This window comes from Longimicrobium sp., from assembly GCF_036388275.1.
Lineage (GTDB): Bacteria > Gemmatimonadota > Gemmatimonadetes > Longimicrobiales > Longimicrobiaceae > Longimicrobium.
Genome location: NZ_DASVSF010000082.1, coordinates 1 through 16,729, shown reverse-complemented (window position 1 = coordinate 16,729; position 16,729 = coordinate 1). Strand labels below are relative to the sequence as shown.

The following is a 16,729-nucleotide window of genomic DNA, read 5'->3' as shown; positions in this document are numbered from 1 at the left end:
CGCACCGTGCGCCTCGCAGGGCTTCAGAGCTCCGGTTGCCCGGCCACCCTGCCTGCTCGGCTACATGTGTCACAGGCATTTCACATGGTGAACTCCTTTCAGTTCACAAGAGAGATCAGGCTTCGCCTGACGCACCAGAGGTCGCAGAGGTGAAAGAGAGGATGCAGAGTAAAAGATTCTTTTCTCTGCGTCCTCTCCGTTTTCTCTGCGTCCTCTGCGTGAAACCGCCCTTCCAGCGGAGCTAGAACAGCGCCATCTGCTGGGGCAGGCGCAGGGCTCGCATGCGGGTGACGTCGATGGGGGGCGTGGGACGGTCCTGGCGCGCCACGTCCAGCATCCCGGAAAAGCGGCGCTTGGCCAGCGCCTGGCCGACTACTTCCTTGGCCAGCGACGGCTCGTTGGCGTTCTCGCTCAGGTGGGCGAGCACCACGGCGCAGAGGCCGTCGTGGAACAGCTCCGTCACCAGCTCGCCGGCGGCGCGGTTGGAAAGGTGGCCGTGGCTTCCGCCGATGCGCGCCTTGACCGACCAGGGATAGGGGCTTTCGCGCAGCAGGATCTCGTCATGGTTGCTTTCCAGCACCAGCACGTCGCAGCACCGCAGTGCGTGCCGCACACCGGCCGTCGCGCGCCCCAGGTCGGTGGCGATCCCCAGCTTTTCCCCCGTCCCCGCCTCCGTCACCGTCACCGCGACGGGGTCGATGGCGTCGTGCACCGTCAGGAACGGCGTCACCACCAGCCCGCCGATTTCCACCGGCGACGCGCTCTCGTACGTCCTCACCTCTTCGGTGCCGTCCAGCAGCTGGCGGCAGGCGTTCCGGGTGAGCTCCGTCAGGTACAGCGGCACGTTCCACCGCCGCGCGGCGACGCCCATCCCGCGCGTGTGGTCGCCGTGGTCGTGGGTCACCAGCAGGGCGGTCAGTGAGGCGGGGTCCACCTCCACCTCCGCCAGCCGGCGCTCCAGGTCGCGCCCGCTGAACCCGGCGTCCACCAGAAGGCGGGTGTCGCCGGAGTCCACCAGGATCGCGTTTCCGCGGCTGCCGCTGCCCAGGATGGTGACGTTCAAGAAAGTGCGTGAGTGCGTTAGTGCGGGAGTGCGGGAGTGAACTGCGGAACGACGGACGCTCTCCCCTGCTCCAATGTAATCGAAGTGGGGGAGAGCGTCTAACCCTGTTCGGGCGCGGCGGATCGGCGCGTCAGCCTTCGCCGCCGCGGGCCAGGTTCCAGGCGCGGCGCAGGGCTTCGGCGTAGCTGTCGGCCATCTGCACCTTGCGGCGCGCCATGGCCCGCTTGGCCACGTCCAGGAACTTGTCGGCCCGGTACGCCGTCAGCTCCTCGCCGGTGCCCCAGCTGAACGGGGGAACGTACTTGGGCGGCATCGCGGCGCCGTACAGGTTGCTTCCCGCGCCCACGACGGTGCCCGTGTTCAGCAGCAGCCCGATCCCCGTCTTCACGTGGTCGCCCAGGAAGCAGCCCAGCTTGATCTCGCCCGTGTCCCGCTCGCCCTCCGGCGTCCACAGGCGCACGCTGCCGTAGTTGTTCTTCAGGTCGCTGTTCGTGGTCTCCGCACCCAGGTTCACCCACGCGCCCAGGTACGCGTGGCCGATGTGGCCGTCGTGGGCCTTGTTCACGAAGTCCAGGCACACGCTCTCGGCGAACTCGCCCCGGATGCGGCACCCCTGCCCGATGGTCACTTGCTCCAGCGGCCCGCCCAGCACGGTGCTGCTGTGCCCGACGTAGGCCGGACCGGCGAGACGGGTGAACGCGCGCACGGTCACCCCGTCGTCCAGCCAGACGGGTCCGGAGGAAAGGTCCAGCACCACGCCGGGCTCGATGCGCACGCCCTCCCCCAGCACCAGCGCGTGCTCCCCCATGCGGTGGGCGCCCGCGGGCAGGTTGACGACGGCGGGCTCGGGAAAGAGCGACTGGATGTCGATGGTCAGCTGGTCGCCGTTCCCTGACATCAGCTCCCACACGGGGCCGATCATCCGTCCCGCAAGCTCCACGGCACCGGTGCGGTCCAGCATGGTGGGCGGGGCGTCGAAGAAGCGGGCGTCCGGGCCGGGGGTGCCGTCCGGAGCGAACCAGCCGGCCACCTCGCCGTTCACCAGGATGGGGCCCGACCCGCCGCGCCGGGCCTTCCACACCTCGCCGCTCCCCCAGGCCGGCACCGCGCGGGCCGAGAGGAACAGCCTGTCACCGTCTCCGGGCGCGTCCGCGTAGCCGACGACCGGGGGAGAATCGCCCTCCGCGAAGCCCACCAGGTGATCCGCCGCGAGGTGCGCAACGCACCGCGCGCCGAACACCCGCTCGGCGCGGCGGCGCATGGACAGGGCGCCGAACGCCAGCTCGCCGCCCGGCCGGGTGAGCGCGAAGGGCTGCCATCCGCGGGAAATCGCGTCGTCGAAGAGGATCAGGGAAAGCATGGAGGAGCGAGTGCGTTAGTGCGTGAGTGCGTTAGTGCGTGAGTCCGGGCGCGCGCCTCTGCATCTTTTGGACTAGGCCAGCATGCACCCACGCCAAAACGACGAAGTGCGGTAGTGCGCACCAGGCCACTACCGCACTCACGCACCAACGCACTCACGCACTGCCGTTCAGTCCAGCTTCCGCAGCGCCTCCGGCAGCCGCTCCAGCATCGCCTTCAGCTCCGGCAGCCGGTCGCGCTGGGCCACGAAGGCCACGCCTTCCGTGCGGACCACCACCACGTCGGTCATGCCGAAGGCCACCACGGGGCCGGCGTCCGCGTACAGGATGCACCCCGAGCTGTCGACTGCGTGGGCGTCGCCCAGGAGGACGTTGCCCGCCTCGTCGGGGGTGCGCGTGCGCGCCACCGCGTCCCACGCGCCCACGTCGTCCCAGGCGAAGGTCGCGCGCACCACGCCCACCCGGTCCGAGCGCTCCAGCAGCGCCTCGTCGATGGAGATGGTGGGCACCCGGGCGAAGAACTCGGCCGTGGCATCGGGGCCGCCCTGGCGCAGGAGAGGGACGAGCCCGGCGAACTCCGGCGCGTGGCGGTCCAGCTCGTCCAGCAGGTCCGCGCAGCGCCAGACGAACAGGCCGGTGTTCCACAGGTACGTTCCCGCCGCCAGGTACCCCTCCGCCGTCTCGCGGTCGGGCTTTTCGACGAACTCGGCCACGGCGTTCCCCGGCTCCGGGTGCGCGTCGCCCTCCATCGCGGGCAGCGGCGCGCCCAGGTGGATGTAGCCGTACCCCGTCTCCGCCCGCGTGGGCGGAACGCCGATGGTGAACAGGCGGCGGTGGCCGGCCGCAAGCTGCGCCGCGCGGGCGATCAGCGCGCGGAACGCCTCCGGGGGATGGATGACGTGGTCGGCATGCAGCGACACCATCACCGCATCGGGGTCCATCCGCTCCAGCTCGGCGGCGGCCCAGGCCAGCACCGGCGCCGTTCCCGCCGCGCGCGGCTCCAGCAGCAGGTTGCGCTCGTCGAACTCCGGCAGTACCGAAAGCAGGGGCTCCGCCAGGTGCGCACCGGTGAGGATGCGCAGCCGCTCAGGCGGGATCAGGGGCGTGATGCGGTCGACCGTGTCGCGGATCAGCGGCTGGTCAGAAGCCAGCGGAAGCAGCTGCTTGGGGCGGCGCGGGGTGCTGACCGGCCAGAAGCGCGAGCCCACGCCCCCGGCCAGGATTACCGTCCACAGGTGAGGCCCGCCAGCCGTCATTCGTCGTCCTCCCCGGCGGGCGGGCCGCCGAACAGCTCGTCGACCCGGGCCAGCAGCTTCTTGGGGCTGAAGGGCTTGGTGAAGAAGTCCGTGGCGCCCAGCTCCAGCGCCTGACGGCGGTCGGCGTCCTGGCCCTTGGCGGTGAGGATGATGATGGGCGTGTCGCGCCGGTGCGGCAGCTGGCGCGCCTCGGCCAGCACCTCCAGCCCGGTGGCGTACGGCATCATGATGTCCAGCAGCACCACGTCGATGGGCTCGGGGCCCTGCAGCTCGTCGAGTGCCGCGCGCCCGTCGGCCACCAGCGTGACCTCGTACGGCCCCTGCTCCAGCTTCATCTGGATGATGCGGCCGATGTGGGGCTCGTCGTCGGCCACGAGCACGCGGCGCGGCCCGCCGTCGGGAGTTTCGGTCATGGGGTCCGGCGGTGGGAAGGGAACCGGGTGGGCGCGGACGGGGTTGTATCGCTCACACCAGCGCGGCCAGCTCGTCGCGGCGGTCGGCCAGCTCGCGCAGCAGCGGGGCGAAGCCCACGCCCTCGCCCAGCAGCACGGCCAGCAGCACCTCGGGCGAAAGCGTGGCCACCAGCGCCACCCCGCGCTCCAGCCGGGCCGCCACGACCGACGCGGGGCCCGCGCCGGCGGCGCGTCCCAGCTGCGAGGCGGCGCTGGCCACCCCCGGCACCATGGCCGACACCGTCTCGGCGTCGAGGGGTCCCTCGCCCTGGTGCGCGATCAGCAGGCCGTCGTGGCCCAGCACCAGCACGTGCTGCACCCCCGGGTGGCCGCGAAGCGAGGAAAGGGCCGTCTCGAGCTGGGGCATTTCGCGCGCTCTCCGCCGTGGTGAAAAGGGCCGGTGGAACGCGAGCAACGTACCGGCGGGCGCGGCCCCGCGTCAACCCTGGAAAACCGGGCGGCCACCTTGACGCGCGCTCCCGCCGTCCCCTATGGTTACCCGCGCGCCCGCCCTCGTGGCGGCGCTGTTTTTTTCACGCGCCCACCCGCGCAGCGCGCGCGGGCCGGGCCGCTCCTGGAGGGATCCGGCGGTGCGACTTTCGCTCCTTGCTCTTGTGCTCGTTCTTCCTCTCGCCGGCGCGCTCAGCGCCTGCGAAGGCAACTCGTTCTTCGGTGAGCCGCGGCTGCGCGCCGACACGGTTTCGCTGGCCGCCCCCACCAGCGCCACCACCTTTGCCACGGCCATCGACCTGGTGCCCCAGGGGCTGGGGGGCCCGCTGGAGAGCTTTCCGGAAACCCCGGCCGACGCCGACCGCTACGACTTCTCGGTGCGCCAGGTGGGCGGCCAGCTGGTGCTGCGCCCGTTCGTGCCCGTCGGCAGCACCAGCGGTGCGGAGATCGGCCGCACGTCCCGCGACTTCGACGCCCTCCGCGAGGCGCCCCGCAGCGGCGCCGACTACGGCGACGAAGCCGTGCCGCTGGTGCTGAACGCCACCTACATCATGCGCTCGCGCCCCTGGAGCAACGGGGTGCAGCGCTGCCAGACGTACGCCAAGGCCAAGGTGACGGCGCTAGACGCGGCGGCGCAGACGGTGAGCCTGGCGGTGGTGCTCAACGAAAACTGCGACGACGAGCGCCTCGCCGACTGATGATCGACGTTCGGCTGATCCGGCAGGACCCCGACGCCGTCCGCCAGCGGCTGGCCGCGCGCGGCAAGGGCGGCGAGACCAGCGCGGCCATCGGCCGCGTGCTGGCCCTCGACGCCGAGCGGCGCGCGCTGATCGGCGAGGGCGACGAGCTCAAGGCCCGCCGCAACGCCGTCAGCCAGCAGGTGGGCGAGCGCAGGCGCAGGGGCGAAAGCGCCGACGACCTGATCGCCGAAACCCGCACGGCGGGCGACCGCATCAAGGAAATCGACGCGCGGCTTCGCGAGGTGGAAGGCGCCGTCGAGCACGAGCTGCTGCGCATTCCCAACCTGGTGGACCCGTCCGTCCCCGAGGGCGGCGAAGAGGCCAACGTGGTCGTCCGCACCTGGGGGGAGCCGCGCGAGTTCGGCTTCGCCCCGCGCCCGCACTGGGAGATCGGCACCGAGCTGGGGCTGATGGACCTGGCTGGCGGGGCCAAGGTGGCGGGAAGCGGCTTTCCCGCGTACCGGGGGATGGGCGCGCGGCTGCAGCGCGCGCTGATCAACTTCTTCCTGGACCTGCACACCCGCGAGCACGGCTACACCGAGGTGGAGCCGCCCTTTCTGGTAACGCGCGAGTCGATGCAGGGCACGGGGCAGTACCCCAAGTTCGTGGAAGACGGCGACGCCTACGAGCTGCCGGAGGACGGGCTGTACCTGGTGCCCACCAGCGAGGTGCCGCTGGTGAACCTGCTGCGCGACGAGCTGCTGGACGCCGGCCGCCTGCCCACGCGCTTCACCGCCTACTCGCCCTGCTTTCGCCGCGAGGCGGGGGCGGCGGGCAAGGACACGCGCGGGCTGCTGCGGCTTCACCAGTTCGACAAGGTGGAGCTGGTGCGCTTCGAGCGGCCGGAGCGCTCGTGGGAGGCGCTGGAGGAGATGACGGGGCACGCCGAGCGGGTGCTTCAGCTGCTGGGCCTTCCCTACCGCGTGCTGCTGCTGGCCGGCGGCGACACGGGCTTCGGCTCGGCCAAGACGTACGACCTGGAGGTGTGGGCGCCGGGCGTCGACCGCTGGCTGGAAGTGTCGAGCGCCAGCAACATGACCGACTTCCAGGCGCGGCGCGCCAGCATCCGCTACCGCCCCGAGCCGGGCGCCCGGCCCGAGTTCGTCCACACGCTGAACGCGTCGGGGCTGGCGCTGCCGCGCACGGTGATCGCCCTGCTGGAGAACGGGCAGCAGGAAGACGGGTCGGTTTCCGTTCCCGAGGCGCTGCGCCCGTACCTGGGGACGGACCGGCTGGTTCGCCCCTGACCGCGGCCGGGCGCGTCCCGTTGGGCGCGCCGGACCCCATCCACCGCTCCTTCATGCGGACCCCCGCCCCGCCGCGCCGCGGATGAACCGGCGCCACTGGCCCACCGCCCTCGCGGTGCTGGCCGCGGCCATCCTGGCCTGGTACCTGGTGTACAGCCAGGCGCTCGTGCGCGAGATGCGCAAGGACGCCCAGGTGCACTCGCGCATGGTGGTGCGGGTGTTCCACGGCCTGACGGACCCGCAGGCCGAGCCGGTGGGCACCCTGCTGGCGCTGTCGGGAGAAATCCAGCGCCTGCGCGTGCCCATCGTGTACGCCGACCAGGACGGGGTGCCCGCGTACTGGGTGAACCTTCCCTTCGAGGCCGTCCCGGGCGACACCGCGGACATGATCCGCGTGATGGACTACTCGGAGCGGCTGGCCTCGCGCAACCCGCCGCTGACGGAGGCGGGGCTGGGCACCATCTACTTCGGCGACCCGCCCACGGTGGAGCGGCTGCGGTGGATCCCACTCCTCCAGGTGGGCGCCCTGGTGGGGCTGCTGGGCGCACTGGCCTCCCTGATCCGCCACAACCAGCGCACCGAGCGCGAGCGCATCTGGGCGGCGATGGCGCGCGAGTCGGCGCACCAGATGGCCACGCCGCTGTCGTCGCTGGCGGGGTGGGTGGAGATCCTTCGCCTTCCCGACGAGGAGCGCGAGCCCATGGCTACCCTTCCCGCGGTGGCCGGCGAGATGGAAGCGGACCTGGACCGGCTGGAGAAGGTGGCGCGCCGCTTCGAGTGGATCGGCCGGCCGGTGCAGAAGGACCCGGTGGACGTACGCACGCTGCTGCGCGTGCTGGAGCGCTACATCCGCGTGCGGCTGCCGCAGCTGGGCCGCGGGGTAGACCTGGAGGTGGACGTGCCCGAGGGGACGCCGCCGGTGCTGGGCAACGCCATCTTGCTGGAGTGGGCGCTGGAGAACCTGGTGAAGAACGCGCTCGACGCGCTGGCGGGCTCCGGCGGGCGCATCTGCATCGAGGCGCAGGCGCACGGCGAGCGGAGGGTGGAGATCCGGGTGATCGACGACGGGCCCGGCGTGTCCCCGGCGGTGCGGAGCACGCTGTTCGATCCGGGCGTATCCACCAAGAAGGGGGGCTGGGGCGTGGGCCTTTCCCTGGCCCGCCGGATCGTGGAAGACGTCCACCACGGCCGCCTGCGCCTGGAGCCGTCGGAGAAGGGAGCACGGTTCGCGATGATCCTTCCCGCCGCCCCGCGCGAAAAGGATGCGGCGGACGACCAGCTGGTGCCCAGGCGCTTCGCGCGGAAGGCGGCGTCCTGAGTCGCGAGGCCCCGGCTGTGCTGGGGCGGATGAATCCGCGGCAACGACGGCCCGAAGTCCGCCTTCGCGGACTGCACTCTGAGAACATGGTGCGCGCAGCCACTACCATTGCATGCGGAAGCCGCTGGCCGGGCTTCCGCAGTCAGTTTCTGTTACCGTAGTGACCGTCGTTACCGTCCTGACCGCAGTTACCGATGACGTTTGACCTGTCGCACCTGAACCCCGAGCAGCGCGAGGCGGCTTCCCATTTCGAGGGGCCGCTGCTGGTGCTGGCCGGCGCCGGATCGGGAAAGACCCGCGTGCTCACCACACGCATCGCGTGGCTGGTGGAGGAGATGGGCGTAGACCCGGCCAGCATCCTTGCCCTTACCTTCACCAACAAGGCCGCGGGAGAGATGCGCGAGCGGGTGAGGACCAGCCTGGGCAAGGACCTCGCGGGAATGTGGATCGGCACCTTCCACTCCGTGGGCGTGCGCATCCTGCGGCGCGACGGCACCCGCCTGGGATGGAGCCCCGGCTTCACCGTCTACGACGCCGACGACACCGACGGGCTGGTGAAGCGCATCCTTCGCGACCAGCTGCAGGTGGACATCAAGAAGTTCTCGCCCCGTGCGGTGCACGGCGCCATCTCGTCCGCCAAGAACGAGCTGATGGGCCCGGAGGCGTACGCGCAGGGCGCCAGCGACCCGTTCGAGCGCGTGGTGGCGGACGTGTTTCCGCGCTACCAGAAGGCGCTCAAGGACGCCAACGCCTTCGACTTCGACGACCTGCTGGTGAAGCCGGTGGAGCTGTTCCGGCAGAGCCCGCCCGTGCTGGAACGCTACCAGCGGCGCTTTCCCTTCCTCCTGGTGGACGAGTACCAGGACACCAACCGCGCGCAGTACGCGTTCCTGCGCCTGCTGGCCGGCGAGCACCACAACCTGTTCGTGGTGGGCGACGACGACCAGTCCATCTACGGCTGGCGCGGCGCAGACATCCGCAACATCCTGGACTTCGAAACGGACTTTCCCAACGCCCGGATGGTGAGGCTGGAGCAGAACTACCGCTCCACCAGCACCATCCTGGACGCCGCCAACCGGGTGATCTCGCAGAACGTACAGCGCAAGGGGAAGACGCTGCGCACCGACGCCGGCGAGGGCGAGCGCATCACCCTCGTCGAGTGCGCCGACGAGGCCGACGAGGCACGCTGGGTGGCGGAAGAGATCCGCGTGCGGATGGCCGACAACCTGTCGCTGGCGCTGAAGAACTTCGTCGTCCTCTACCGCACCAACGCCCAGTCGCGCGCCATGGAAGAGGGGCTGCGCCGCGAGGGGATGGCGTACCGGGTGATCGGCGGAACCCGCTTCTACGAGCGCCGCGAGGTGAAGGACGCGCTCGCCTACCTGCGGCTCGTCGCCAACCCCGCCGCGGACGAGGCCTTTCTCCGCGTCGTCAACGTCCCCCGGCGGGGGATCGGCGACGCGTCGGTGGCGCGGCTGGCGGAGCACGCGACGGCGCGCGGGCTGCCCCTGCTGCGCGCGGCGGAGGAGGCTGCATCGGTGGAGGGAATCCGCGGCGTGGCGGCGCGGGCGCTGCCGGAGATGGCCGCGCTGATCCGCAAGTACGCGGCGCTGGCCGGACGCGAGGGGATCGGCCTGGACGGGCTGCTGCGGGAGCTGGTGATCGAGGCGGGGCTGGTGGAGGCGCTCAAGGCCGAGGGCCCCGAGGGCAAGGACCGCCTGATGAACCTGGACGAGCTGATCGCGGGTGCGGCCGACGTCCAGCGGCGGCTGGAGGACGAAGATCCCGAGCTGATGATGGAGCTGGAAGAGGTGGGCGAAACGTCACCGCGCGCCGTCGACCTGTTCCTTGGCCACGTGGCGCTGGTGGCCGACGTGGACCAGCACGATCCGCACGCCGACGCGGTGTCGATGATGACGCTTCACAACGCCAAGGGGCTGGAGTTTCCCTTCGTCTTCATCACCGGGCTGGAGGACGGCCTGTTCCCCCTGGTGCGCGCGATGGACGAGCCCGCCGACATGGAAGAGGAGCGGCGGCTCTTCTATGTCGGGGTGACGCGCGCCGAGCGCAAGCTGTACCTGTCACACGCGCGGCGGCGGCGGCGGGGCGCCACGTACATGGACTGCGTGGCGTCGCAGTTCCTGGAGTCGGTGCCCAAGGAGCTGACGGAGACGCGCCGCACGCCTCGCATCCTGGAGCGCACGTCCAGCTATCCGCAGCCGTGGAAGCAGTTCGGCGACTTCGGGCGGCCGGGCACGCGCCGCGAACGGCTGTACGGCTCCGCCCCCGCCGCGCCCGCGTACGATGGCGACCCCAGCTACCAGGTGGACTACTCGGATTCGCAGGACTCGCCGTCGCTGCGCAAGGGCTCGCGCGTGCGGCATCCCACGTTCGGCGTGGGCACGGTGATGGAGCTGTCGGGCTACTCCGAGAACGTGAAGGCGACGATCGAGTTCGACGACGTGGGCCGCAAGAGCATCCTGCTCAAGTACGCCAACCTGCAGCCCGAGTGGGAGTAGGCGCCGCCGGCTTCAGCGAAGCGCGTCGAGCACGGCCTCGGGGTGCTTGGCTACCACGCGCAGCAGGGCGCGGGCGGGGCCCTCGGGGCGGCGGCGGCCCTGCTCCCAGTTCCTCAGCGTGCCCACGGGCACGTCCATCAGCGCCGCGAACTTGGGCTGCGAAAGCTTCAGGCGCTGCCGGAGCTCCTTTACATCCACCTCGTCGTAGGTGAAGGTGCGGGAGGGCGGCGCGTCGCCGCGCAGGATGGCGCCGCCCTGGCGCACGCTTTCCAGGAGCTCGTCGAACAGTTCGTCACGCATGGGCATGGCTGGCCTCCCTTGGGGTTGAAGCTCATCCGTACTCGGCCTCGACGATGGCCCGCAGCGCCCGGCGCTGCGCCTCGGTGAGGTCGTCCTGCTGGTTCTTGGGATACACGTACAGCATCAGCAGCCGGTCGCGGGCCACGGCGAAGTAGTAGATCACGCGCACCCCGCCGCGCTTTCCCCGGCCGCTCCCCGCCCACCGCACCTTGCGGATGCCCCCCGTGCGCGGGATGACCGGCCCCACCGTGGGATCGTCGAGCAGCACGATCTGGAGGTCACGGTACGACTCGGGAGAGAGAAGTTCCTCCACGTGCCGCGTGAACAGCGGCGTCTCGACGATTTCCATGGGACGAGAGACTGGGGTGACCTCCCGCCCGGCACCCATCATACACCAATGACGCACCCGTGTCAATGGTGTACCCGGCGCCCTCCGATCGCGTGGGGGAGAGGACGAAATTTACGCTTCTCACCCTCGCCACTCCTACCCATATCTTTCGCCATCGGCCGGTAAATCCGAACGTTGCGCACGACGTCGGCGAGACCGCGCCGGGGCTGGGATGGCGATCGTTCGGAAGCAGGCGGGCGCGACGTCGAGGCTCCCGAGCCGACACGGAGCGAACGGTTCGCCCGGCTCGCGCGCCCGCCGTGGTTGAACCGTCCGGCGCGGGCGGGTTATATTGCCGCATGTCCACCAGTGCCATCGACCTGCTCAAGAGCGGCACCGTGCCGCTGTACCTGGCCCCGCAGGCGGGAGTCAGTGAATCTCCCTTCCGCCGGCTGTGCCGGTCGTACGGGGCCGACGTCGTCGTGTCGGAGTTCGTTTCGGCCGAGGGCATCCGGCGCCACGACCGCCGCACCCACTCGTACCTGCGCTTTCACGACGACGAGCGCCCCATCGGCATCCAGATCTTCGGCGCTGAGCCGGAGGCCATGGCCCAGGCCGCGCGGCTCGTGGAAGAGGTGTACGAGCCCGACTTCCTGGACATCAACTTCGGGTGCCCGGTGAAAAAGGTGGTCAACCGCAACGGCGGCTCGGGGTGCCTGCGCGACCTGGACCTGGTGCGCGACATCATCCGGGCGGTCAAGGCGGCCATCTCCATCCCGACGACGGTCAAGATCCGCAGCGGCTTCACCGAGCAGACGCGCAACCCGGTGGAGATCGCGCTGCGCTGCCAGGACGCCGGCGCCGAGGTGCTGACGCTTCACGCCCGCACCCGCACGCAGATGTACAGCGGGACGGCCAACTGGGACGAGATCGCCGCCGTCAAGCAAGCGCTCGACATCCCGGTGATCGGCAACGGCGACGTGTTCACCGGCGAGGCGGCGGCGCGGATGCGCGACCACACCAGCTGCGATGGCATCATGATCGCCCGGGGCTCGCACGGGGCACCGTGGCTGTTCTCGCAGGCCCGCGCGGCGCTGGAGGGGCGGCCTGTGCCCGCCGATCCGGAGGCGGCCGAGCGCTTCCGCATCGTCATCGAGCACGCGCGGCTGGCCATTGCCTGGGAGGCGGACGAGGAAAAGGCGATGATCGAGTTCCGCAAGCACCTGGGCTGGTATACCAAGGGGCTTCCCAACGGGCGCTACCTGCGCCAGGAATTGTTCGAGGTGCGGCGGCTGGACGAGGCCGAGCGCCTGCTGGAAGGGTACCTGGCGCAGGTGGAGCAGGGGGCGGCCGCGTGACCCCCGAGTCCCTCCGCGCGCTGCTGGGCGAGGTGGCCAGCGGCGCGTCGTCCATCGCCGACGCCGAGCGGCGGCTGGCCTGGGCACCGGTGGAAGACCTGGACTTCGCGCGGGTGGACCACCACCGCGCCCTTCGCCACGGCTTTCCCGAGGTCGTCTTCGGGCAGGGGAAGACGCCGGACCAGGTCGTCGCCCTCGCGGTCCGCATCGCGGAGCGCGGGGAGGGGTTCCTGGCCACGCGCCTGGCGCCCGAGGCGCGCGAGCCCCTGCGGTCCGCCCTTCCCGCCATCGAGCTGAACGAGCTGGGGCGGACGGCGTACCTGGCGCCCGCCGAGCCGGTGGAGCGGCGGACGCGCGGCACCGTGCTGGTCGTTACCGCCGGCACCAGCGACCTGCCCGTCGCTGAGGAGGCGGCGGTGACGGCACGCGCGTACGGCAACCCGGTGGAGCGGCTGACGGACGTGGGCGTGGCCGGCATCCACCGCATCCTCAGCGCGCGCGACACGCTGTCGTCCGCCGCCGTGGTCATCGTGATCGCGGGGATGGAGGGCGCGCTTCCCTCCGTCGTCGGCGGCCTGGTTTCCGTTCCCGTGATCGCCGTCCCGACCAGCGTGGGCTACGGCGCTTCGTTCGGCGGCCTTTCGGCGCTGCTGGGGATGCTGAACTCCTGCGCGTCGGGGGTCACCGTGGTGAACATCGACAACGGGTTCGGCGCGGCGGCCGCCGCGTCGCGCATCAACCTGCTTCCGCCCCCCTGACGATTTCCACGTCAATCCGCGTTCCCCATCCGCTTCCGCTCGCCGTCTCGGCGCTGGCGTACGCCGCCGCGCTCGGGCTCGCGGCGCGGCTGCCGTGGTGGGGCGCGGCGCTGTCCGTCATCATCCTGCTTGCCCTGGCCGTGTGGGCGTTCCACGTCCGCGGCAAGGATGCCGGGGCCGCCGCGGCGCTCTGGCCCCCCGTCCACCTGCTGATCGCCGCGACCGGTCACCTGGCCTCGCCCCTGGCGCCGCTCGCGGCCGGATGGGTGGTGCTCTTCGGCCGGCGCGCGCCGAAGTGGGCGGCGCCCGCGGCGGGCGTCGTGGCGGCGCTGGGGATCGGCGCGGACTGGATGGATGGCACGGCGCCGGGATGGACGGCGGCGGCGGGATGGGTGCTGTTGATGGCGCTGGCGGCGGGGCTCGCGGCGTGGGTGGCGCACGGGCCGGGGGCGAAGCGCATCGGGAGCGCCGCGGTCGCCGAGCCCGAAGCGGCGCCCCGGCGCGAGGGCGAGGCGACGGACGCGGAGGCGGTGGAGAACGCGCTGGCGGTGATCCTTCGCGCCACCGACGCGCACGAGGCGGCGCTGTGGCGGGCCGACGGGCTGGACGACCAGCGCTCGGCCGCGCTGCTGGTGCGCGCCGCCGCGCCCGAGGTGCCCGCGGCCGAGTCGCCCGTGGCGCTGGCCGGCCACCCGTTCGCGTGGGCCATCGACGAGCGGCTTCCCCAGCGCATCCAGCGCGGCAAGCGCGACCTGCCCTCCCCCTGGGCGGCGGAGATGCTGCTGCTGCCGGTGGAGGTGGAGGCGCGGGTGATGGTGCTCGCACTCGCCTATCCCGGCCAGGTGCCGCCCGGGGCCGAGGCCGCGGCGGTGCGCGGGGGCCAGCACCTGGGCACGCTGCTGGGGCTGCTGAAGTCGCGCGCCGCCGTGCGCCGGGCAGACGCGGGGATGCGGGCGATGGCGGATGCCGTGCGCACCCTTCCCGGCGAGCTGGAGCTGGACAAGTTCGCCGCGCAGCTTGCCGCCGCCGTGCGCCAGGGCACCGGGGCCGCCGGCGCGGCGGTCGCCCTGGTGACGGACGATGCGGGGCGCGGCAAGGTGCTGCACGCGTCGGGCGAGCCCATGCCCATGGGCGCCGAGGCGTTCGGCGAGGGCGAGTCGCGGCTGTCGCTGGCGGTGAAGCACGGCGTGGACCTGAACTACGTGGACCTGCGCCGTGAGCGCGACCGGCTGCCGCTGCTGGCGCCGGGCGAAAAGTGGGAGCAGGCGCCGCGCTCGGCCGCCGTGCTGCCGCTGATGGTGGACGGACGGGCGATCGGCGTGGTGGCCGCGTGGCACCCGGAGCCCGGGCGCTTCGGCGAGCGGGAGCGGGAAATCCTTCACCTGCTGTGTTCGGTGGCCCCCATGCCCATGCGCAGCGCCCGCCGTTTCGAGGCACTGGACCAGCGGGCATCCACCGACCCGCTGACAGGCCTGCCCAACCGCAGCGCCTTCGACCAGCGGCTGGCGGCGCTGTCCAGCTACTTCGACCGCTACGCGCGCCCGTTCGCCCTGGTGACGCTGGACGTGGACTTCTTCAAGAAGTTCAACGACACCTGGGGCCACGAGGCAGGCGACCGCGTGCTGCAGCACGTGTCGGACCTGCTGAAGTCCACCGTTCGCGACGTGGACCTGCCGGCGCGGCTGGGCGGCGAGGAGTTCGCGGTGCTGCTTCCCGAGACCACGCTGCGCCAGGCCATGGACGCCGCCGAGCGCATCCGGCGCACGCTGGAGTCGCGCACGGTCAACTGGCAGGGCCGGCCGCTCTCGGTGACGGCCTCCGTCGGCGTATCCGCGTGCCCCGACTGCACCGCTACCCCCTCGGAGCTCCTGGGCCTGGCAGATGCCGCGCTGTACCGCGCCAAGGAGTCCGGACGCAACCGCGTCGCCGCGGCGCCGAAGCTGGAAGCCGCCGGTCGCTCGTAAGCCTCATCCGTTGAAAAGCAGTTTCACGCAGAGGTCGCAGAGGGAAAAGAGAGGACGCAGAGAACTGAATCGAAGTCTCTGCGTCCTCTCCGTTTTCTCTGCGTGATGCTTTTTTGCAGTTCAGGCGGGCACGGGCGTGGTGCTCTCGATGGATGCGCCCGCCGACGCCGAGCAGACGTAGACGCGCGGCTCCAGCCCCGTGGCGGACTGGTAGGCCTCCGCGACGGTGCGCGCGAAGTCGTCCGCGCCTTCCCCGTCCACCAGTGCGACCGCGCATCCCCCGAATCCCGCGCCCGTCATCCGCGCGCCGCGGCAGGCGCCGTGGCCCTGCGCCAGTTCCACGATTTCATCCAGTTCCTTCCTCGACACCTCGAAGTCGTCGCGCAGGCTGGCGTGGCTCTCGTTCATCAGCCGGCCCACCGTCTCCGCGTCGCCCCGCTCCAGCGCATCGGCCGCCTGCAGCGTGCGCGCGTTCTCGGTGATGACGTGGCGCGCGCGACGGCGCATCACGTTCTCCATCCTGGGCGCCAGGCGCTCGAACCGCTCCACGTCTACGTCGCGCAACGCCTCTACCCCGAAGAAGTCCGCCGCCTCCTCGCAATGGAGCCGCCGGTCGTTGTAGGCCGAGTCCACCAGCCCGCGCCGGGTGGCGGTGTCCAGGATCACCACGGCGCTCCCCGGCGGCATGGGCACCGAGCGCGTTTCCAGCGAGCGGCAGTCGATCAGCAGGGCGTGCCCCTCCTCGCCCGCGGCCGAGATCATCTGGTCCATGATGCCGCAGCGCACGCCGATCCAGTCGTTCTCCGCCCGCTGCGCGGCCAGCGCCATCTCGCGCGGATCCCACGGCATCCCCGAAATGGACGCAAAGGCGCGGGCGGAGGCCAGTTCGAAGGCCGCGCTGGACGAAAGCCCCGCGCCGATGGGCACGTCGCCGGCCGTCACGCCGTCCCACCCCTTCAGCCCGCGCGTCTTCTTCTGGAGCACCCACGCCACGCCCTGCACGTAGTTGATCCACTCGTTGCCCGTGCTGGCCAGGTGATCGAGGTCGAACTCGCGGTCCTCACCAAAGTCCAGCGAGTGGATCGCCACCTTCGAGTCGTCGCGCGGGCGCAGGGCGATCCAGGCGGCGCGGTCGATGGCCATCGGCAGCACGAAGCCGTCGTTGTAGTCGGTGTGCTCGCCGATCAGGTTGATCCGGCCGGGGGCGGCCCAGACGCCCGCCGGTTCCGTGCCGTACTGCGCACGGAAGCCGGCGGTGGCGCGGGCTGCGACATCGAGGACGGTGTCGGTCATACCTCTGATCAGATCACGCGACGTGGGTCCGGTAGAACTCCCAGGCGTCACCGATCATGTCCTGCAGCGTGTGCTTCTCGGGCACCCAGCCGAGCTCGTCGCGGGCCCGCTGCGACGAGGCGACCAGCGCGGCCGGGTCACCGTCGCGCCGCGGGGCGACCTCGACCGGCATCGGGTGCCCGGTGACCTCGCGGGCCACCTCGACGACCTGCCGGTTGGAGAAACCGTTGCCGTTGCCCAGATTGAAGATCTTGTGCTCGCCGCCGGTCGCCGCGTCGACCGCGAGCAGGTGTGCGCGGGCCAGGTCCTCGACGTGGATGTAGTC

Annotated in this window: 15 protein-coding genes and 1 pseudogene; 7 read left to right on the top strand and 9 right to left on the bottom strand. The window is 71.5% G+C overall.

Translation table 11 applies throughout. The features are described from left to right. Nucleotides 1-241: 241 nt before the first annotated feature. The 5 genes from VF632_RS16985 to VF632_RS16965 form a co-directional block, all read right to left on the bottom strand. A complete protein-coding gene (locus VF632_RS16985) occupies nt 242-1,063 on the bottom strand; it encodes an MBL fold metallo-hydrolase (protein WP_331024118.1) in 822 nt (273 codons plus the stop codon). Nucleotides 1,064-1,193: 130 nt separating this feature from the next. Continuing rightward, complete coding sequence (locus VF632_RS16980; RefSeq protein ID WP_331024117.1) at nt 1,194-2,423, bottom strand: putative sugar nucleotidyl transferase; 1,230 nt, start codon at nt 2,421-2,423, stop codon at nt 1,194-1,196. A gap of 168 nt (nt 2,424-2,591) precedes the next feature. Continuing rightward, the gene (locus tag VF632_RS16975; protein ID WP_331024116.1) at nt 2,592-3,677 is read right to left on the bottom strand and encodes a mannose-1-phosphate guanylyltransferase; all 1,086 of its coding nucleotides are present in this window, start codon (nt 3,675-3,677) and stop codon (nt 2,592-2,594) included. Then, complete coding sequence (locus VF632_RS16970; protein WP_331024115.1) at nt 3,674-4,090, bottom strand: response regulator; 417 nt, start codon at nt 4,088-4,090, stop codon at nt 3,674-3,676. Before VF632_RS16970 ends, VF632_RS16975 begins: the two co-directional genes overlap by 4 nt. Nucleotides 4,091-4,142: 52 nt before the next feature. After that, nucleotides 4,143-4,496: a roadblock/LC7 domain-containing protein gene (locus VF632_RS16965; RefSeq protein ID WP_331024114.1), complete on the bottom strand. Its 354-nt coding sequence runs from the start codon at nt 4,494-4,496 to the stop codon at nt 4,143-4,145. A gap of 223 nt (nt 4,497-4,719) precedes the next feature. Between VF632_RS16965 and VF632_RS16960 the strand changes: the two genes are divergently transcribed. The 4 genes from VF632_RS16960 (at nt 4,720) to VF632_RS16945 (ending at nt 10,403) form a co-directional block, all read left to right on the top strand. Further along, complete coding sequence (locus tag VF632_RS16960) at nt 4,720-5,277, top strand: hypothetical protein (protein WP_331024113.1); 558 nt, start codon at nt 4,720-4,722, stop codon at nt 5,275-5,277. Then, a complete protein-coding gene (gene serS, locus VF632_RS16955) occupies nt 5,277-6,566 on the top strand; it encodes a serine--tRNA ligase (RefSeq protein ID WP_331024112.1) in 1,290 nt (429 codons plus the stop codon). Before VF632_RS16960 ends, serS begins: the two co-directional genes overlap by 1 nt. Before the next feature lie 82 nt (nt 6,567-6,648). Beyond that, a complete protein-coding gene (locus tag VF632_RS16950; RefSeq protein WP_331024111.1) occupies nt 6,649-7,884 on the top strand; it encodes a HAMP domain-containing sensor histidine kinase in 1,236 nt (411 codons plus the stop codon). Between the two features lie 194 nt (nt 7,885-8,078). Further along, the gene (locus VF632_RS16945; RefSeq protein ID WP_331024110.1) at nt 8,079-10,403 is read left to right on the top strand and encodes an ATP-dependent helicase; all 2,325 of its coding nucleotides are present in this window, start codon (nt 8,079-8,081) and stop codon (nt 10,401-10,403) included. A gap of 12 nt (nt 10,404-10,415) precedes the next feature. Here the strand turns inward: VF632_RS16945 and VF632_RS16940 are convergent, their stop codons facing one another. Together VF632_RS16940 and VF632_RS16935 are read right to left on the bottom strand one after the other, a co-directional pair. Beyond that, nucleotides 10,416-10,703: a helix-turn-helix domain-containing protein gene (locus VF632_RS16940; protein WP_349264008.1), complete on the bottom strand. Its 288-nt coding sequence runs from the start codon at nt 10,701-10,703 to the stop codon at nt 10,416-10,418. A 31-nt stretch (nt 10,704-10,734) separates the two neighbouring features. Beyond that, entirely contained in the window at nt 10,735-11,052 is a 318-nt protein-coding gene (locus VF632_RS16935; protein WP_331024108.1) for a type II toxin-antitoxin system RelE/ParE family toxin, read from the bottom strand. 299 nt (nt 11,053-11,351) lie between these two features. Here VF632_RS16935 and dusB point away from each other — a divergent pair, with 299 nt between their 5' ends. From dusB to VF632_RS16920, 3 genes are all read left to right on the top strand, one after another. Next, the gene (gene dusB, locus VF632_RS16930; RefSeq protein ID WP_331024107.1) at nt 11,352-12,389 is read left to right on the top strand and encodes a tRNA dihydrouridine synthase DusB; all 1,038 of its coding nucleotides are present in this window, start codon (nt 11,352-11,354) and stop codon (nt 12,387-12,389) included. After that, the gene (larB, locus tag VF632_RS16925) at nt 12,386-13,147 is read left to right on the top strand and encodes a nickel pincer cofactor biosynthesis protein LarB (RefSeq protein ID WP_331024106.1); all 762 of its coding nucleotides are present in this window, start codon (nt 12,386-12,388) and stop codon (nt 13,145-13,147) included. The genes dusB and larB overlap by 4 nt, the downstream gene beginning before the upstream one ends. Before the next feature lie 140 nt (nt 13,148-13,287). After that, nucleotides 13,288-15,111: a sensor domain-containing diguanylate cyclase gene (locus VF632_RS16920; RefSeq protein ID WP_331024105.1), complete on the top strand. Its 1,824-nt coding sequence runs from the start codon at nt 13,288-13,290 to the stop codon at nt 15,109-15,111. Nucleotides 15,112-15,231: 120 nt separating this feature from the next. On the opposite strand, the gene galK is transcribed toward VF632_RS16920, so the two are convergent. Next, nucleotides 15,232-16,404 (bottom strand): galactokinase, encoded by a 1,173-nt coding sequence (galK, locus tag VF632_RS16915; protein ID WP_331024104.1) that lies wholly within the window; start codon nt 16,402-16,404, stop codon nt 15,232-15,234. A 13-nt stretch (nt 16,405-16,417) separates the two neighbouring features. Further along, nucleotides 16,418-16,729 (bottom strand): annotated as a pseudogene (locus tag VF632_RS16910) (UDP-glucose 4-epimerase GalE); the annotation flags it as partial.